14 protein-coding genes are annotated in these 15,872 nt (G+C 40.3%); 8 read left to right on the top strand and 6 right to left on the bottom strand.

Annotated features, from left to right (window positions below; genetic code table 11):
• Positions 1–4 precede the first annotated feature (4 nt).
• A complete protein-coding gene (locus tag A9479_RS14325) occupies positions 5–928 on the bottom strand; it encodes an AEC family transporter (protein WP_028835366.1) in 924 nt (307 codons plus the stop codon).
• Positions 929–960: 32 nt separating this feature from the next.
• On the bottom strand, positions 961–1,518 hold the full coding sequence (gene smrB, locus A9479_RS14320; protein ID WP_016899440.1) for an endonuclease SmrB: 558 nt from the start codon (positions 1,516–1,518) through the stop codon (positions 961–963).
• 296 nt (positions 1,519–1,814) lie between these two features.
• On the opposite strand from smrB, the gene prmB reads away from it, so the two are divergent.
• The 3 genes from prmB to A9479_RS14305 all read left to right on the top strand — a co-directional run bounded on the left by prmB (position 1,815) and on the right by A9479_RS14305 (position 4,452).
• Positions 1,815–2,750 carry a 50S ribosomal protein L3 N(5)-glutamine methyltransferase gene (gene prmB / locus A9479_RS14315; protein WP_013464520.1) on the top strand — a complete coding sequence of 312 codons (936 nt, stop codon included), beginning with the start codon at positions 1,815–1,817 and terminating at the stop codon, positions 2,748–2,750.
• A 91-nt stretch (positions 2,751–2,841) separates the two neighbouring features.
• On the top strand, positions 2,842–3,939 hold the full coding sequence (aroC, locus tag A9479_RS14310; RefSeq protein WP_064663781.1) for a chorismate synthase: 1,098 nt from the start codon (positions 2,842–2,844) through the stop codon (positions 3,937–3,939).
• 126 nt (positions 3,940–4,065) lie between these two features.
• The gene (locus A9479_RS14305; RefSeq protein ID WP_064663780.1) at positions 4,066–4,452 is read left to right on the top strand and encodes a DUF4112 domain-containing protein; all 387 of its coding nucleotides are present in this window, start codon (positions 4,066–4,068) and stop codon (positions 4,450–4,452) included.
• Positions 4,453–4,498: 46 nt separating this feature from the next.
• Here the strand turns inward: A9479_RS14305 and A9479_RS14300 are convergent, their stop codons facing one another.
• Positions 4,499–5,197 carry a 2'-5' RNA ligase family protein gene (locus A9479_RS14300; RefSeq protein WP_197487262.1) on the bottom strand — a complete coding sequence of 233 codons (699 nt, stop codon included), beginning with the start codon at positions 5,195–5,197 and terminating at the stop codon, positions 4,499–4,501.
• 220 nt (positions 5,198–5,417) lie between these two features.
• Between A9479_RS14300 and A9479_RS14295 the strand changes: the two genes are divergently transcribed.
• The 5 genes from A9479_RS14295 (at position 5,418) to A9479_RS14275 (ending at position 12,452) form a co-directional block, all read left to right on the top strand.
• On the top strand, positions 5,418–8,603 hold the full coding sequence (locus A9479_RS14295; RefSeq protein WP_064663778.1) for an HD domain-containing phosphohydrolase: 3,186 nt from the start codon (positions 5,418–5,420) through the stop codon (positions 8,601–8,603).
• Positions 8,604–8,783: 180 nt separating this feature from the next.
• Positions 8,784–9,338, top strand: coding sequence for an elongation factor P hydroxylase (locus A9479_RS14290; RefSeq protein ID WP_008114523.1), 555 nt, complete (start codon positions 8,784–8,786; stop codon positions 9,336–9,338).
• Entirely contained in the window at positions 9,328–10,470 is a 1,143-nt protein-coding gene (locus tag A9479_RS14285) for an ATP-NAD kinase family protein (RefSeq protein WP_064663777.1), read from the top strand. Before A9479_RS14290 ends, A9479_RS14285 begins: the two co-directional genes overlap by 11 nt.
• 3 nt (positions 10,471–10,473) lie before the next feature.
• Positions 10,474–10,749, top strand: a complete 276-nt coding sequence (locus tag A9479_RS14280; RefSeq protein WP_024602794.1) for a YfcL family protein — start codon at positions 10,474–10,476, stop codon at positions 10,747–10,749.
• A gap of 143 nt (positions 10,750–10,892) precedes the next feature.
• Positions 10,893–12,452 (top strand): AbgT family transporter, encoded by a 1,560-nt coding sequence (locus tag A9479_RS14275; RefSeq protein ID WP_033103877.1) that lies wholly within the window; start codon positions 10,893–10,895, stop codon positions 12,450–12,452.
• 79 nt (positions 12,453–12,531) lie between these two features.
• Here A9479_RS14275 and A9479_RS14270 read toward each other — a convergent pair whose 3' ends face one another.
• The 3 genes from A9479_RS14270 to A9479_RS14260 all read right to left on the bottom strand — a co-directional run bounded on the left by A9479_RS14270 (position 12,532) and on the right by A9479_RS14260 (position 15,755).
• On the bottom strand, positions 12,532–13,083 hold the full coding sequence (locus A9479_RS14270; protein ID WP_231893576.1) for a hypothetical protein: 552 nt from the start codon (positions 13,081–13,083) through the stop codon (positions 12,532–12,534).
• A gap of 415 nt (positions 13,084–13,498) precedes the next feature.
• Positions 13,499–15,331, bottom strand: a complete 1,833-nt coding sequence (locus tag A9479_RS14265; protein WP_033103879.1) for a DEAD/DEAH box helicase — start codon at positions 15,329–15,331, stop codon at positions 13,499–13,501.
• Between the two features lie 160 nt (positions 15,332–15,491).
• Positions 15,492–15,755, bottom strand: coding sequence for a GrxA family glutaredoxin (locus A9479_RS14260; RefSeq protein WP_008114535.1), 264 nt, complete (start codon positions 15,753–15,755; stop codon positions 15,492–15,494).
• Positions 15,756–15,872 lie beyond the last annotated feature (117 nt).

Raw genomic sequence — 15,872 nt, 5'->3', positions numbered from 1 at the left:
TTGTCTACAGTAGAATTGTTAACCACATACTAAAACTCACCACACTCAAAACTGTCGATAAAACAACCGCACTGGCTAACGTATCTTGATGTTGTTTTATTTGGCATGCAATTAAGTACGCATTAACCCCTAAGGGGGATGCGCTCAATAATACGAGTACTTTTAAGAGTGACTCATTAATAGCAAATACATGTGAGCCTAACACTAATACTAAGGCGGGCAATATAACTAGCTTTAACAGGCTGGCAATAGCTGCCGCTTGCCAGTTATCGCTAATTTTATAAAAAGCTAAGTTTGCGCCTAAAACAAATAACGCACAGGCAATGGCAGGTTTAGCTAAAAGCGCTAAGCCATTAGTTAAATCAGCAAATAAAGTAATCCCTGCTAAATTTACCAACAAACCCGTGCTAATACTCAATACGACAGGGTTGAGTAGCATATTTTTGGCAAATGTTGACCAAGAAAACACATGACTGGTACTGTTTGCACTAATTAAAAAGGTAAGGGTGAACAATAGCGCGCTATGAAAGGTGATGATCATAAAAATAATGCCCATCATTTGCTCACCTAATGCTGCAATAATAATGGGCAAGCCCACCAATACGGTATTTGAATAACTACTGCCAAGGGCAAATACACTGTGACGTTCATATTGAGGATGTTTAGAGAGAGTGTAGCGGTCAATAATGAGCGCAAAAAAATAAATTAAAATAACGGGAATATAAAAGCTTAAAAAGCCATTTAAGCTCACGCTGGTTTTTAGGTCTGCCTGGGCCATATTTAAAAATAAAAAACTGGGTACACTAATGTAAAAAGTAAATTTACTGAGCCCTGTTATATGAATGCGTTCTAAAAACTGACTTCGGCTTGCTATGTAGCCGCATAACACAATAAAAATAAGCGGAAATATAATCGAAAATATATGCACTAAAAAAGACTCTTATTGATTGGCTCTAGTGCTCAGCGTCTAAACTCATCACTTTGCGGTAAGTTAATTAATATGAGTACCGCCCCTTTACCGCCATACTCAAGCGGAGCTTGGTGCATAGCAATTACATCGGGGTGTTGCACTAAATATTGCGGTACTTTATGCCTGAGGATATGGCCGCCAATTCCGTGTACAACACAGGCACAATAGTAATGCTTTTTTTTACACTCATGAATAAGCCCTGCGAGTTCATCTTTGGCTATCTCTTTATTTAAGCCATGCAGGTCGAGGGTTAAATCAGGAATAAAATCTCCTCGACGAAGTTGTTTGGCTAAAAAACGATCCTGACCCTGTTGCACATAATTAACGGTACCATGTGTGTCTATATCGGGCACATATTCATCAGAAAAGAAAAATTCTGACTGTTGTTGCTTTTTTTGCTGGGCAAATTGCTTCGCTTGTGACACTTTAGGTTTATTGCTAAAACGGTGAGTGTCTTGTTTAAATACACGCGCACCACTGATACTTTGACGGAACAAGTCAATGTCGTCAGGACTAATTAGGCTGTTTGAGTGGGGATCTTTTTTCATAGCGGCAGTCTAAACAAAAAAGCGGTAAAAATCGAGTAAAAAGGTGTGATACCCAAGCAGCTTTGAGGTGCATAGTACAGCGCCATTAGGGTTAGTTAAAAAGCGATTTATACTGCGTTATTGATTTGAACAATAGAGTGACTATTATTTGCAATCAAAGCCTTACCTAAATCGCTTTTAACACTAACTGCGCTCGCACCTAGAGGTGGCTTGGGTATACAATAGGGCAATCATGGGGCCAATGATGCGCCCCGATTGAGTTTATTTTTTTTGAAAGTAGCAGGCAGATAATACTGATGAGTGAATTACTAATAGAAGAAGCAACCCTAGATGAAGCTGTTGCAGAACTTTCAACCTTACACGATTGGCTTCGTTGGACAACTAGTCAATTTGCAAGTAGCGGTATTTTCTTTGGTCATGGCACCGATAACGCATGGGATGAAGCGGTAAGTTTGTTATTACCAGCGCTTAGTTTGCCTATCGATGCACCCAAAGAGCTGATGCATGCGCGTTTAACCAGTACTGAAAAAAATCGTTTAGCGGGCTTGATTGCCGAGCGCATTAACGATTTTACCCCAGTACCTTACCTTACCAACATTGCATGGTTTGCTAACATGCCATTTTATGTGGATGAACGCGTATTAATTCCTCGCTCGCCTTTTGCTGAGCTTATTAATAATCGCTTCACCCCTTGGTTAGAAAAACCAGAGTCAGTAGGGCGTATTTTAGATTTATGTACAGGCTCAGGTTGTATTGCTATTGCCTTGGCACAAGCGTTCGAAAATGCGCAAGTTGATGCGGTTGATATATCCTATGAAGCGCTTGAAGTGGCTGATATTAATATCACTGACTATCAACTAAGTGATCGCGTACTACCGATTCAGTCTGACGTATTCAGTGGTGTACCTGGGCAAAAATACGACTTAATCGTAGCAAACCCGCCGTACGTTGATGCTGAAGATATGGCTGATTTACCACGTGAATTCCACCATGAACCAGAACTAGGATTAGCATCGGGACACGATGGCCTTGATGTAACACGTACTATTTTAGATCAAGCTAGTGAGCATCTAACAGATAACGGTTTGTTATTTGTCGAAGTAGGTAACTCTATGGTACATATGGATGCACTGTATCCAGGCGCACCATTTGAATGGATTGAGTTTGAACAAGGCGGATTAGGGGTGTTTGTTATTAGCAAACAACAACTAGATGCCTACTTTGCACAGTAACAATTAATACTAGCCATTCATCCGAAATGGCTGGGCAAAACAATAGCCGAGCTAATCCTCGGCTATAAGTCATTAGGAATGAGGAAAGTTAATGGCAGGTAATAGCATAGGGCAGTTATTTAAAGTGTCCACCTTTGGCGAAAGCCACGGCGTTGCATTAGGCGGCGTAGTGGATGGCACGCCCGCAGGCCTTGAAATCACTGAGGCCGACATACAACACGATTTAGACAGACGCAAACCTGGGCAAAGTCGCTATACCACGCAGCGCCGTGAGAGCGACCAAATCAAAATTTTAGCGGGCGTTTTTGAAGGTAAAACCACTGGTACTAGCATTGGTTTATTAATTGAAAATACCGATCAACGTTCACAAGATTATGGCAAAATTAAAGACGTATTTCGCCCAGGCCACGGTGACTATACCTACTGGCACAAATACGGCCTTCGCGATTACCGTGGTGGTGGCCGTTCATCTGCGCGCGAAACCGCTATTCGGGTTGCCGCAGGCGCTATTGCTAAAAAGTATTTAAAGCAATTTCATGGTATTGAAGTACGTGCGTGTTTGAGCCAATTAGGGCCAATTAAAGCCGAAAATTACGATTGGGATGAGGTGGAAAATAACTTATTCTTTTTCCCAGACACTAGCAAGCTTGAAGCACTCGATGAATATATGCGCGAGCTTAAAAAGCAAGGCGACTCAGTGGGCGCGAAAGTCAAAGTGGTCGCTAAAAATGTGCCAGTTGGTTTAGGTGAGCCGGTATTTGATAGGCTAGATGCCGAACTTGCCCATTCATTAATGAGTATTAACGCTGTAAAAGGCGTTGAAATTGGCGATGGCTTTGATGTGGTTGAGCAAAAAGGCTCAGAGCACCGTGATGAGTTAACCCCTGATGGTTTTACCTCAAATCATGCCGGCGGCGTATTGGCAGGTATTTCTACAGGGCAAGATATAATCGTATCGATTGCGCTTAAGCCAACATCAAGCATTACCATTCCCGGTAATAGTATTAATACCGAAAATGAAGCGGTCGAGATGATCACCAAAGGTCGTCACGATCCTTGTGTAGGCATTCGTGCTATTCCGATTGCTGAGGCAATGATGGCCATTACTTTAATGGATCATTTACTACGTCAACGCGGTCAAAACCCGCATGTAAACCACGAACATGGGCCAATTAAAGGCGCTATTTAAGCGCGCTTTACTATAAATTAATAATAAACGCGCACTAGCGCGTTTATTATGTACTGGCTATACATCTTTATTGCCGCTCAATAATTTCCATGTGCTTAGCGCACCTAAAAATAAAGAGCAGTCATTATGCAAAAAAATAATCAATCTCACGTTACACAAGCTGAATATAAAGCCACCATAAAACGGCTTGAAGAGTTTAGCCGCTTTACCGACAGCAGCATTGATATTCCGTTTACAAAATTTAGTTTCGGTGTCGAATCATTGATTGGGCTATTGCCAGTGGTAGGCGATTTAGCCGGGCTTATTTTATCTGGGTATGTACTAATTGAAGCGCAGCGATTAGGTGTTAGTAAGCGAGTAAAAAGCCGGATTATTTTAAACATGTTAGTTGATTTTGTAAGTGGGCTTATTCCATTTTTTGGTGATATTTTTGATGCCATGTTCAAAGCAAATACGCGCAATACCCGCATACTTAAAAAGCATTTAAGCGATAAGCTAACCACAAATCCATAAACTATTTAAGTTAATAAATGTGTAATTAGCTCCCATTATTAATTATTTATTTGGTATCAAAGAAGTACTTAGCGATGACCTGTTTTTGTTGCCCAAACTGATCAGAAATTCCGATTCCAATCCCAATTATTTCACCTTGTGCTTGCGGTGGCTCAGCTTGCATGACTTTATTAAACGCAGCCAATGCAGGGTTTTGCTCATTTGCAAGTAGGGTTAAATGTGGCTGAAAGTTTTGAAACACATTTGGGCTACCATAACGCTCAAAGGCCACGAGTTTATTAGGGTAATGCTTTACCCAACTTGGAACTGGCGCTTGATGATCGCGAAGTGGCTCAAGTTTAAGTGTCACTTCATCGGCTAAGCGTTGTAACTGATAAGATTTTTCTAAGTCTATAAAGGCCCAATTACTGGCAGATACACTAAACCCATTGGCTTTAATTTCAAAAGGTTGATGTTTCTTTACAATACGCTCCACCACCTGCTTAATTTCATTTTGTGCCTCTTGCGGATAATCAGTCAAATATAATGTGGCATGCACGGGTAAGCCTTGCTGATAAAACGTGGTTATTTGCTGTTTGGCTAGTTCATTGCTGGTTGTAGCCATGAGCTCAACAATTGGCGAAGAGGGAATAGCAAACACGTTAATACTCACGCTTTTTGCATAACTATTGGCAGAGGCACTCAGTAGCGCTAAAAAAGTAAGAATGCTAACTGGCCATGCTTTAGTGGTGTGTTGTTTAACCATAAGAGTGTATTCATTTAGGTTTTTAGTTTGCATATGGTAAGCGCAATTAGGTGTTCAGTAAATAAAGGCATAAAGTTTTTAAATTTCTGATTTTGTGACTAATATTATTTTAGCTCAAACAATTAATGATTAACTTACTTCATAGGCTTTGAATATTGCTAAATTGCAATTTTCAACGACGTATATTTACTGCTTTTAAAAGTGTCGCAAGGAACGTTCAATGATATTTAAAGCGCTTAAAAAGTTAACAAAAACAGTACGCTTTTCTATTCGTTTGACGGTTGTGGCAGTATTTGTGTTGGCAACGTCTATTACCGCTATTATAGCTACAAGCTTACAGTATTATTTCAGTGAAAAAATGGCGCTCGAGTCGAATGTGCAACACTTTAATATGACCACTCAATCGGTTGCTGATTACCTAACACGCATTAATGAAAAATCTGAAAATACTTTATATATGATGGTAAAAAACACCTCGTTAGTCGGTGAAAACCTTTCAGATAAAACAGAGCTACGAAATGTATTAAGTGAAATGATGGATTTGAACCCTTTGTTTTATGCTTTTTATATGGGCTATAACAATGGTGACTTTTTTGAGGTTATTAATCTTGAAAGTAGTGCGATGGTTCGTCAGCGCCTTGGTGCAACTGATAATGACCGCTGGGTCGTTATTCAAATAAAATCTGAAGAAGGGCAAAGAATACAGCAAACGCTTTATTTTGATGCGTCATTTAGCTTAAGAGAAAAAACCAAAAAACCGACGTATTTTGATCCCCGCGAGCAAGCATGGTTTAAGCAAGCAAACTCACAGCAAGTAAACAAAACCAAGCCTTATCTATTTACCCATTTACAAACCTCTGGGCAAACGTATTCGATTAAAATAGCGGGTAAAAACCATGTGCTTGGCTTAGGGATTATCGTTGATAACATGTCTAATTATTTAATCGAACAGCAACAGCGTTTGGAGATGCACAGCTCAACACAGTTACTTATTTATAACCGAGAAGGAGAAATTATTGCCTCAAATCAGCCCTTTAGCTCAACGGTTGAGGCAAGGCTAAATCGGTTAATACTGGATGAGCAACAGCAAAAAATAGTTGCCAAATATCCTACTATCACAGTTTCAAATGAAACCAATTGGGCACCTATGGATTTTAGTGTCAGTGGTAAGCCTAAAGGCTACAGTGTTGAATATATAAATGCGATTGCTGAACTGTTGGGTATTAAGGTTAATTATATTAATGGACTCAGTTGGCAAGAATTACTTAATTTATTTGAAAATAAGCAGATAGATGTGATTCATCCGGTACTTAATACAGCATCGAATAATACATTGGGTATGCTCAGTATACCCATGGTAACTTTGCCTTTAAGTATTGTTAATCAACAAAACAATCCACCAATTACCCATATGCAGCAACTTGCTGGTAAGTCAGTTGCGGTGGGAGAGGGCTGGTCAATTGTAAAAATATTACGAGCGCAATTTCCAGAAATTAACCTCGTGGAAGTTCCCAACACAAAGGCGTTGTTAATGCATGTTGCCAATGGTGATACTTATGCGGGAATAGACAGCAAAGCCGTATTGCAATATATACAGCAGCAATTTTTTATTGAGGGGATCCAGTACAATCCGCTTGATGAAAACAGTGCCGCGCTTTTTTCAAATGACTACCATTTATTGTTTCAAAACCAAGACGCACAATTAAAAGCTTTGTTTGATTACGCCGCCACGCAACTTCCTCTGCAATTTAAACAACAGCTTAGTGATAAATGGCTCAATACTAACTCAGGGAAAAAATCAAAAATTGTAGGCACTGTTCCTGATGAGCAATTAATCACTTTATTGGATGATGATAGTAACTTCTCTAAGCTACAGTTAGTGAAAATTAATGGTAAAGAACAGTATGTTTTTATTAAGCCACTATCTGATTATTTAGCGCTAGCTAGTACGGGCTATTTAGCCATTATGGTTTCTAAAGAAGATGTATTGAGCTCCACAAGAGAAAAAATAAAGCTTTCAATAATAATTACGGTTGCCTGCTTAATTATGATGTTACCAGTGTCGTGGTTTTTTGCATCCCCCATTGTCGGTCCTATTAAAACGCTGGTGGGTGAAAACAATAAAATTAAAAATCGGCAGTTTAAACAAGTCTCGACTTTAAAAAGTCATATTAAAGAAATTAATACGTTAGCTTACTCTATGGTTGATATGAGTAAGTCGATACAGCAACATGAAGACAGTCAAAAAGCACTCATGGCGTCGTTTATCGAGTTAATAGCACAAGCCATTGATGATAAATCTCCCTATACAGCGGGGCATTGCGAGCGCGTACCTGAACTCGGTATTGAGCTTGCTAAGGCCGCTTCAGAGTCAGAGTTACCCGCTTTTAAAGGGTTTAAGTTTAAAAATGATGATGAGGTTGAAGAATTTAGTTTAGCCGCTTGGCTACATGATTGCGGTAAAATAACCACTCCAGAGCACATAGTTGATAAAGGCACTAAGCTGGAGACTATTTATAATCGTATTCATGAAATTAGAACGCGTTTTGAGGTACTTTGGCGAGATGCCGAACTTGATTACTATAAATCATTGCAACACAGTCCTCAAAATCAGCTCGACTTAACCAAGCAGTTGGCAGCTAAACAGCTACAGTTGCTGGACGACTTTGCTTTTATTGCACAATGTAATATTGGCGGCGAAAAAATCACAGAAGCTGCCCTTGAGCGTTTAACTGCGTTGAGTAATATTACTTGGCAGCGTCATTTTGACGATAAGTTAGGGCTTTCACCAGTAGAAATGTATCGCTATGAAGGGACGGATGACACGCTTCCCATCACAGAAAAATTACTCAGTGATAAACCTTGGCACTTAATTCCTCATGATAAGCCGATTGAATATGATGAGCGTTTAGGGATTAAAATTGCCCCATGTAAATATAAATATAACCTAGGGGAGCTTTATAATTTAACAGTTTCAAGAGGCACTCTTACTAAAGAGGATAGGTTTAAAATTAATGAGCACATGATAAGTACGATACGTATGCTCGATACACTGCCGTTCCCTAAAGAACTTGAGCGCGTACCGCGTTATGCCTCTACCCATCACGAAACATTAATCGGCACAGGCTATCCGCGTAAACTCAATGCGGATGACTTATCGATACCAGAACGAGTATTGGTGCTAGCTGATATTTTTGAAGCCCTAACGGCGGCCGACAGGCCCTATAAAAAGGCAAAAACACTCAGCGAGTCGATGAGTATATTAGCCAAAATGGTGGCCGATCATCATGTTGATAAAGCCGTGTTTGAACTGTTTTTAAGTTCAGGTATTTATCTTGATTACGCTAAACGCTACCTCAGTGCTGAACAAATAGATGAGGTAGATATCTCTCAATACTTGTCATAACAACAATGAGCATGACTCAGCGTGTGTAAACTTAAAGAGATTTATGTGAACATCGCTTTAAATCGCTAGCTTTTTACTTTGTGCAGAAAAGTACGTACAATTCGCCTCGTTTTTAGTGCGCTTTATATTAGTTTTATATGGCTATAAAGCATCGGGTTCAAACGAGTATACGAAATATTTATGCATCAAATAGCGGATTTAATTTCTATTTTCGAACACACTTTTTTCCAAAGCTATAATACGCGTTTGGTAAAAGGTGAGCACGAGCCTATCTACATTCCCGCAAATGATACAACGCCTTATCATCAAATTGTATTTGCCCATGGTTTTTACGCCAGTGCGCTGCACGAAATAGCCCATTGGTTAGTGGCAGGTTCTCAGCGCCGCTTAGTTGAAGATTATGGTTATTGGTATTGCCCCGACGGGCGCGATGCTTCACAGCAAGCAGAGTTTGAATCTGTAGAGGTAAAACCCCAAGCAATAGAGTGGGCGCTCAGTGTGGCCGCGGGATTTGATTTTAACGTATCGGTAGATAATTTAAATGGTGAACAAACCTGTCGATTTGCGTTTCAATCGCGTGTACATGCAAAGTTATTACAGCTGCTGCAAGACGGATTTAACCCACGTACTACAAGATTACTAAAAGCACTGTGTAAATTTTATAACACAACGTGGCCTTTAAATGCTGCGCAGTTTTCATGGCATTCTCCCGAGGAGCTAAAAGATGCAGTTTAAGTTAGGGCTGATTGTAAACCCGGTTGCAGGATTGGGCGGTAGCGTGGCGTTAAAAGGCAGTGACGGCGAAGACACCGCCGCTAAAGCCATTGCATTAGGCGCTGAGCCTAAATCAAATAGCCGCACTAAAGCTGCACTTGAAGTGCTTGTACCTCATCAGTCAAATATTACTATTTATACTGTTAATGATGAAATGGGGGAGGAAACAGCAAAATCACTCGGCTTTAATACGCAAGTGGTTTATCAAAGTAGCTCACCCACAACCAGTGACGATACTGAAGCGGCAGCTCGTTTATTACAGCAGCAAGGTGTAGATTTAATTTTATTTGCAGGTGGCGATGGCACAGCACGTAATATTTGCCATGCGGTAGAAGACTCTGTACCTGTGTTGGGCATTCCTGCAGGGTGTAAAATTCACTCTGGAGTATATGCCATAACGCCAAAAGCTGCAGGCCGCGTAGTTGAAATGTTAGTTAAAGGTGAGTTGGTAACGCTAAGCGATGCCGATGTCATGGACATTGATGAAGTCGCCTTTCGCCAAGGAACAGTAAAAGCAAAACGTTATGGCGAAATGCAAGTACCCAGTGAAGTGCGCTATGTACAAGCGGTTAAAAATGGCGGTAAAGAAACTGACGAGCTGGTGCTAGCAGATATAGCTGCTTATGTCGTTAGTGAAATGGATGCCGATACCCTCTATGTAATGGGCAGTGGCTCTACCGTTGGCGCGGTGATGGAAGAAATGGGGCTTGAGAATACGCTGCTCGGTGTTGATTTAGTTGAAGATCAAGCTTTAGTAGGCCAAGACTTAACAGCGCAACAATTACTTGAACTTACGACAGGGCGTGAGACAAAATTAGTGATCACCTTGATTGGCGGTCAAGGGCATATTTTTGGTCGAGGTAATCAACAACTCAGTCCTGCGTTAATTAAAGCGATAGGCCGCGACAATATTATTGTCGTGGCTACTAAAACCAAATTACAGGCTTTAAATGGCCGACCGCTAATTTGCGACACCGGCGATAGCGAGTTAGATGATGAATTAAGTGGTTATATCCGTGTAACCAGTGGGTTTAACGACCATATTATGTATGCAGTAGGTCATCAAGATGGGCTGCACCTTGAGGAGAAGTAACACATGAGTTTAGTAAATTACATAGATGCTGCGCAGCAATATTTTGATGACTTAGTGATTAAAGCCACTGATGATGAGCTATTTGCCGGCGGTTATTTACGTGGTCACTTTGATTTAGCGGTAGGGTATGCCCAAGTTGAGGAGCTAAATTTAGAAATTACTGAGCTAAACGACACCGTTGAAAAAAGCCTAGTAAAAGCCTATCGCAATGGCGAACTTAATGAAGACGATAAAGCACTCGTAGTAAGAATATGGGATGAAGTAAAAGCTCTTGCATAAGCTTTTTTCATTCATTAAAAATAGCGCGGCTACTGAGCCGCGTTTTTTTGTGCCTAAAAAAGAACTTGTTTATTCAGTTAAAATTTACCTCATTCCTTAGATACGCTAAAGTAGCGTAGTCTAAATTCTAGGGAACAAGTGAAATGAATAACAATAATGATGCGACAATGCCAACGGGCATAGTTGCGCGATTTTTAAATTTTGTTGAGCGGGTAGGTAATAAGCTGCCTGATCCAGCAATTATCTTTTTGTTTGCCATGTTATTAATCTGGTTTTTGTCTTGGTGGTTTTCAAGCGTCACATTTGATGCAATAGACCCTCGTACTGGCGAAGCCATTATCATTAATAACATGCTTGCCAGCGATTCGTTGGCCACTTTTTTATCTTCTATGGTAAAAACATTCACCGGTTTTGCACCACTGGGTGTAGTGCTGGTTGCAATGCTAGGTGTGGGCGTTGCAGAGCATTCGGGCTTTATTAATACCGGCCTTAAATTAATGCTCAAAGTAACGCCTAGAAAATTACTAACACCCTCAATTATTTTAGTGGCTATTGTGAGCCATACGGCTACCGATGCAGGGTATGTGCTGGTTATTCCACTTGCTGGGGTAATATTTTTTGCAGCAGGTCGTCATCCGCTTGCCGGTATTGCAGCGGCATTTGCCGGGGTAAGTGGTGGCTTTGGTGCTAACTTTATTCCATCTGGAATTGATCCGTTACTGCAAAGCTTTACGCAAAGTGCAGCACAAATTATTAATCCAACAATGAGCATTAACCCGCTTAATAACTGGGGCTTTGCTTCAGCATCAAGTTTATTTATTGTGATGCTAGGTTGGTATATCACCGATAAAATTATTGAACCACGTTTAAAAAATTCACCCGTTGATGGCGAAACTCAAGACCTACCAGCATTTGAAGATGCGCGTAGCGACGAAAAGCGCGCCTTTCTTATTGCAAGTAGCGTAATGATTGCAGGTATTGCATTATTAGCGTATGTATCTGCACCCGCTGATTCAGCGATGCGCAGCAGCGATGGCTCTTTAACAAACTTTAGCTCACCACTAATGCAATCAATAGTACCGCTGATATTTTTGTTATTTTGGATCCCAGGCGCAGTATATGGTTTTACCGTAGGCACCTTTAAAACCTCTAAAGACATGATAGATGCGATGAGCAAAGCCATGAATGGTATGGCGTATTACATTGTTATGGCATTCTTTTGTTCATTATTTATTGCTGCATTTAGTAAATCAAACCTAGGTGCATTACTGGCAATTGAAGGGGCTCAAGTATTAAAAGCAATGGAGTTACCGAGCTCTGTAACGGTAGTAGGGATTATTTTCTTAACTGGTTTTGTAAACTTATTTGTTGGTTCAAGTTCGGCTAAGTGGGCACTATTAGGTCCGGTATTTGTGCCTATGCTAATGCAACTCGGTATTTCGCCAGACTTAACGCAAGCGGCGTACCGTGTGGGAGATTCTAGCTCTAATATTATCACCCCGCTCATGCCATACTTCCCGCTGGTGGTGGTGTACTGCCAAAAATACGTTAAAGGCACAGGCATAGGTACGCTTATCGCGATGATGCTACCGTACTCAATTGCCTTTATGATTGGCTGGAGTATCTTCTTGCTAGGCTACTGGGCACTCGGTATCCCATTAGGACTTGATGCCAGCTACGTGTACCCAGCAGTAGCGCCTTAACTTAAATCTTGATTCATAAACCTCACTCACTCGAGTGAGGTTTATATAAAAGTGCTGTAATATTCAAAGTAAGTCTAAGTTACCTTTCTAAATCTCTCACTATATAGCCAAACAAACTGGCCTCACCAAGAATATAAACATAATCGTTTTTGTTATTGATTATTGTAGACTTATCTTCGTACCATCTAAAATCATGAGTTTCGTTTGTTTTAGGATCTTTAAAATATAAACGAGTACAACTATCTTCATAATCAGAACCACACTTTTGTACATCAGTTAGGATATATTCCTTATACCAATAGTCGCCTTGCGTGTAGTAAGCCCATAACTTAATGGGGGCAGAGAATAAAAAATAGAGACTTGCATAGATTAACAAAGGGATTAATGGATACGCGAATATTAATGATAATTTCGTTTTTGTATCTGAAAAACTATATTTAAGATGCTCCCTGTATTTACTGCAGCGTCTATATTTATTCAATACAAGTATATTTAAATAGATGAATGATACGCCACAAATAATAGGGAGTGCTATAAAGAAAATAACGTCGTATATTTCATTTGTGATAAATGGTGGATCTGTAAAGTCCATTAAGATAGGAATAATGATACATAATAAAATAGGGAACATTATTGCTACAAAGAGTAAGTTGTCGTAATTTCTTTTCAATTTTTAATTCGTCCATGAATTATAGCCTTTGCTTAGTTTACATAAATTTTATTGTTTTAAAAATCAAAGAAAACATGTTTATACACATTAAGTAATCTGAGTTTTGGATAATAAAGCTATCTCAATCAGCTTTTTCAACGCTAATTACGTTGAATTTACTTACAATAGGCTAGCTATTGACGCGTAATTTCGCCTTGTTTTCACTGCAATCTCTGGTTAGAGAAAACAAAAAAATATTTTTAATTCAATCTGTTAGTTAAGTGCCTAATACTGACTTGCGGCTTCAAGTTACGGAAATTAAGCTGATAGCTGAATTCCAGACACAAAAAAACCTTGGCACTTTCGTGGCAAGGTTTTTTTACTAAAGGGTCGTTGCTTACTTAGCCGTGAAGCTAACTGGGCGACGTTCTTTACGAGGGCCGCTACGCTTATCAGGGCGTTGGCCTTCTTTATTAAAGCTACGCTTCTTGTCACCAGCAGGGCGTTCAGAACGCTCGCCGCGTGGCTCAGAAGGGCCTTGATCTTGTGTTAATGTCATACCCATTGGGCGTTTACAAATAAACACTTTTTGGAAGTGATCAAGTACATCTTTAGGCATGTTTTGCGGTAATTGAACCGTACTGTGACTGTCGTGAAGACGAATGTCACCAATAAACTTGCTTGAAATGTCTGCTTCGTTAGCAATTGCGCCAACAATGTTCTTAACCTGAACACCATGCTCACGACCTACTTCGATACGGTATGTATCCATAGGACCTGCATCACGACTGTTACGCTCGCGTGGTTTACGCTCAGCGCGCTCACCACCACGTTCAGGGCGTTCGTTACGACGACCACGGTCATTGCTACGAGGATTACGATCATTACGTTCGTTACGCTCACGCGGTTGAATCTTAACTTCTTCAACTTTAATTGGTGATTGTTGCTGTGCTAAACACAGTAATGCACCCGCTAAGTCTTCAGGAGCCAGCTCAAGTTTTTGTGCCATGTTGGCAGCCACTTCATTGAAGAAAGTAATATCTTTGTTTTCAAGAGCAAGCGTAAGCTTTTCTTGTAATGCATTGATACGTTTTTCTTCAACAACTTTAGCTGTAGGTAATTCAACTTGTGCGATTTCAGATTTAGTATGACGAATGATATTTTTAAGTAAATAACGCTCGTTATGCTTAACGAAAAGAATCGCTTTACCAGTACGACCAGCACGACCTGTACGGCCGATACGGTGAACGTAGGCTTCAGAATCTTGTGGAATGTCGTAGTTGATAACTAAGCTTAAACGGTCTACATCAAGACCACGTGCCGCTACGTCTGTTGCAATAACAACGTTTAGCATGCCGCTTTTTAAACGATCAACCGTGCGCTCACGCGCTTGCTGGTTCATGTCACCGTTAAGTGGCGCCGCAGAGAAACCTTCGCGCTCTAATAATTCAGCAAGTTGCACTGTGTCGTTACGCGTACGTACGAAAACAATAGCACCTTCATATTGTTCAGCTTCTAAGAAACGAACAATCGCTTTATTTTTATGAACATGGGCATTCCAAAACACTTGTTCAACTGATGATACAGTTGAGTTGCGCGCAGAAATATGAACCTGTTCAGGGTTATTCATATATTTGCTGCTGATGTTTTGAATTTGCTTAGGCATAGTCGCAGAGAAAAGACATGTTTGCTTTTCACGCGGTGTTTTTTCCATGATGCTTTCTACATCATCGATAAAGCCCATACGTAGCATTTCATCGGCTTCATCAAGTACAAGTGCTTGTAAAGCATCAAACTTGATAGTGCCACGGTTTATGTGATCGATTAATCGACCTGGTGTAGCAACGATAATCTGTGCGCCACGACGAAGTGCGCTCAGCTGGATGCTGTAGCTCTGGCCACCATATAGTGCCAATACTTCAACACCACGAGTGTGTTTTGCATATTGTTCAAATGCCTCAGCTACTTGGATCGCAAGCTCACGGGTAGGTGTGAGTACAAGGATCTGTGGCTGTTTCACAGACGGGTCAATATTATTTAGTAATGGCAGTGCAAATGCTGCTGTTTTACCTGTACCCGTTTGTGCTAGTCCCAGTACGTCCTTTCTTTCTAGCAATAACGGTATACATTGAGCTTGGATTTCAGATGGTGTCTTGTAACCCAACTCTTCAACTGCCTTTAAAATTGCAGGAGAAAGATTTAGAGATTCAAACGTGACTGGTTCTGACATTAATACGCCTCAACGAATTTAAAGAGGCGCGCATTGTATAGGAAATGCGAGGCAAATGCTTGTATAAATTACAACTAATTTATATGTGTTTGATGTTGGTCGAAATTTAACCAGCTTCAATTGTGCGTTAATTGAGCTGGTTAACACTCTGTCTACAAAATTACTGGTAAAGGCCTAGGTTTTCTTTAGCATAAGCTTCAAATTCAGTGAATCCACCAATATGAGTTTGGTCTACAAAAATCTGCGGTACGGTTGGGCATGGTTTGCCTGCAGACTTCTCTAAATCTTCTTTACTGATACCTTCTTTGATGATGTCGATGTAGCGGTATTTAAAATCATCGCGATCATTAGCAAGTTGCTCTGCAACATCTTTAGCGCGAACACAAAAAGGGCAGCCTTCACGGCCAAAAATTACTGTTAACATAACGCTCTCCTCAAATTAGTTGACCCTAGTGTAACTAATTTCATTTTTTATTACAGTGCAAAAAAACGATTATTGCGTTCGCTTTTTTTAGGGCCTGTAAAAAAATAAAAATATTTT

The organism is Pseudoalteromonas sp. MQS005 (assembly GCF_001661605.1).
GTDB lineage: Bacteria > Pseudomonadota > Gammaproteobacteria > Enterobacterales > Alteromonadaceae > Pseudoalteromonas > Pseudoalteromonas tetraodonis.
Note: the sequence above shows the minus strand (reverse complement) of the source record. Positions and strands in the feature narration are given on the sequence as shown.

Coding starts and splice junctions, on each gene's coding strand:
- smrB (WP_016899440.1), bottom strand. CDS start 1,518: ATGAAAAAAGATCCCCACTCAAACAGCCTAATTAGTCCTGACGACATT.
- prmB (WP_013464520.1), top strand. CDS start 1,815: ATGAGTGAATTACTAATAGAAGAAGCAACCCTAGATGAAGCTGTTGCA.
- aroC (WP_064663781.1), top strand. CDS start 2,842: ATGGCAGGTAATAGCATAGGGCAGTTATTTAAAGTGTCCACCTTTGGC.
- A9479_RS14305 (WP_064663780.1), top strand. CDS start 4,066: ATGCAAAAAAATAATCAATCTCACGTTACACAAGCTGAATATAAAGCC.
- A9479_RS14300 (WP_197487262.1), bottom strand. CDS start 5,197: ATGGTTAAACAACACACCACTAAAGCATGGCCAGTTAGCATTCTTACT.
- A9479_RS14295 (WP_064663778.1), top strand. CDS start 5,418: ATGATATTTAAAGCGCTTAAAAAGTTAACAAAAACAGTACGCTTTTCT.
- A9479_RS14290 (WP_008114523.1), top strand. CDS start 8,784: ATGCATCAAATAGCGGATTTAATTTCTATTTTCGAACACACTTTTTTC.
- A9479_RS14285 (WP_064663777.1), top strand. CDS start 9,328: ATGCAGTTTAAGTTAGGGCTGATTGTAAACCCGGTTGCAGGATTGGGC.
- A9479_RS14280 (WP_024602794.1), top strand. CDS start 10,474: ATGAGTTTAGTAAATTACATAGATGCTGCGCAGCAATATTTTGATGAC.
- A9479_RS14275 (WP_033103877.1), top strand. CDS start 10,893: ATGAATAACAATAATGATGCGACAATGCCAACGGGCATAGTTGCGCGA.
- A9479_RS14270 (WP_231893576.1), bottom strand. CDS start 13,083: ATGTTCCCTATTTTATTATGTATCATTATTCCTATCTTAATGGACTTT.
- A9479_RS14265 (WP_033103879.1), bottom strand. CDS start 15,331: ATGTCAGAACCAGTCACGTTTGAATCTCTAAATCTTTCTCCTGCAATT.
- A9479_RS14260 (WP_008114535.1), bottom strand. CDS start 15,755: ATGTTAACAGTAATTTTTGGCCGTGAAGGCTGCCCTTTTTGTGTTCGC.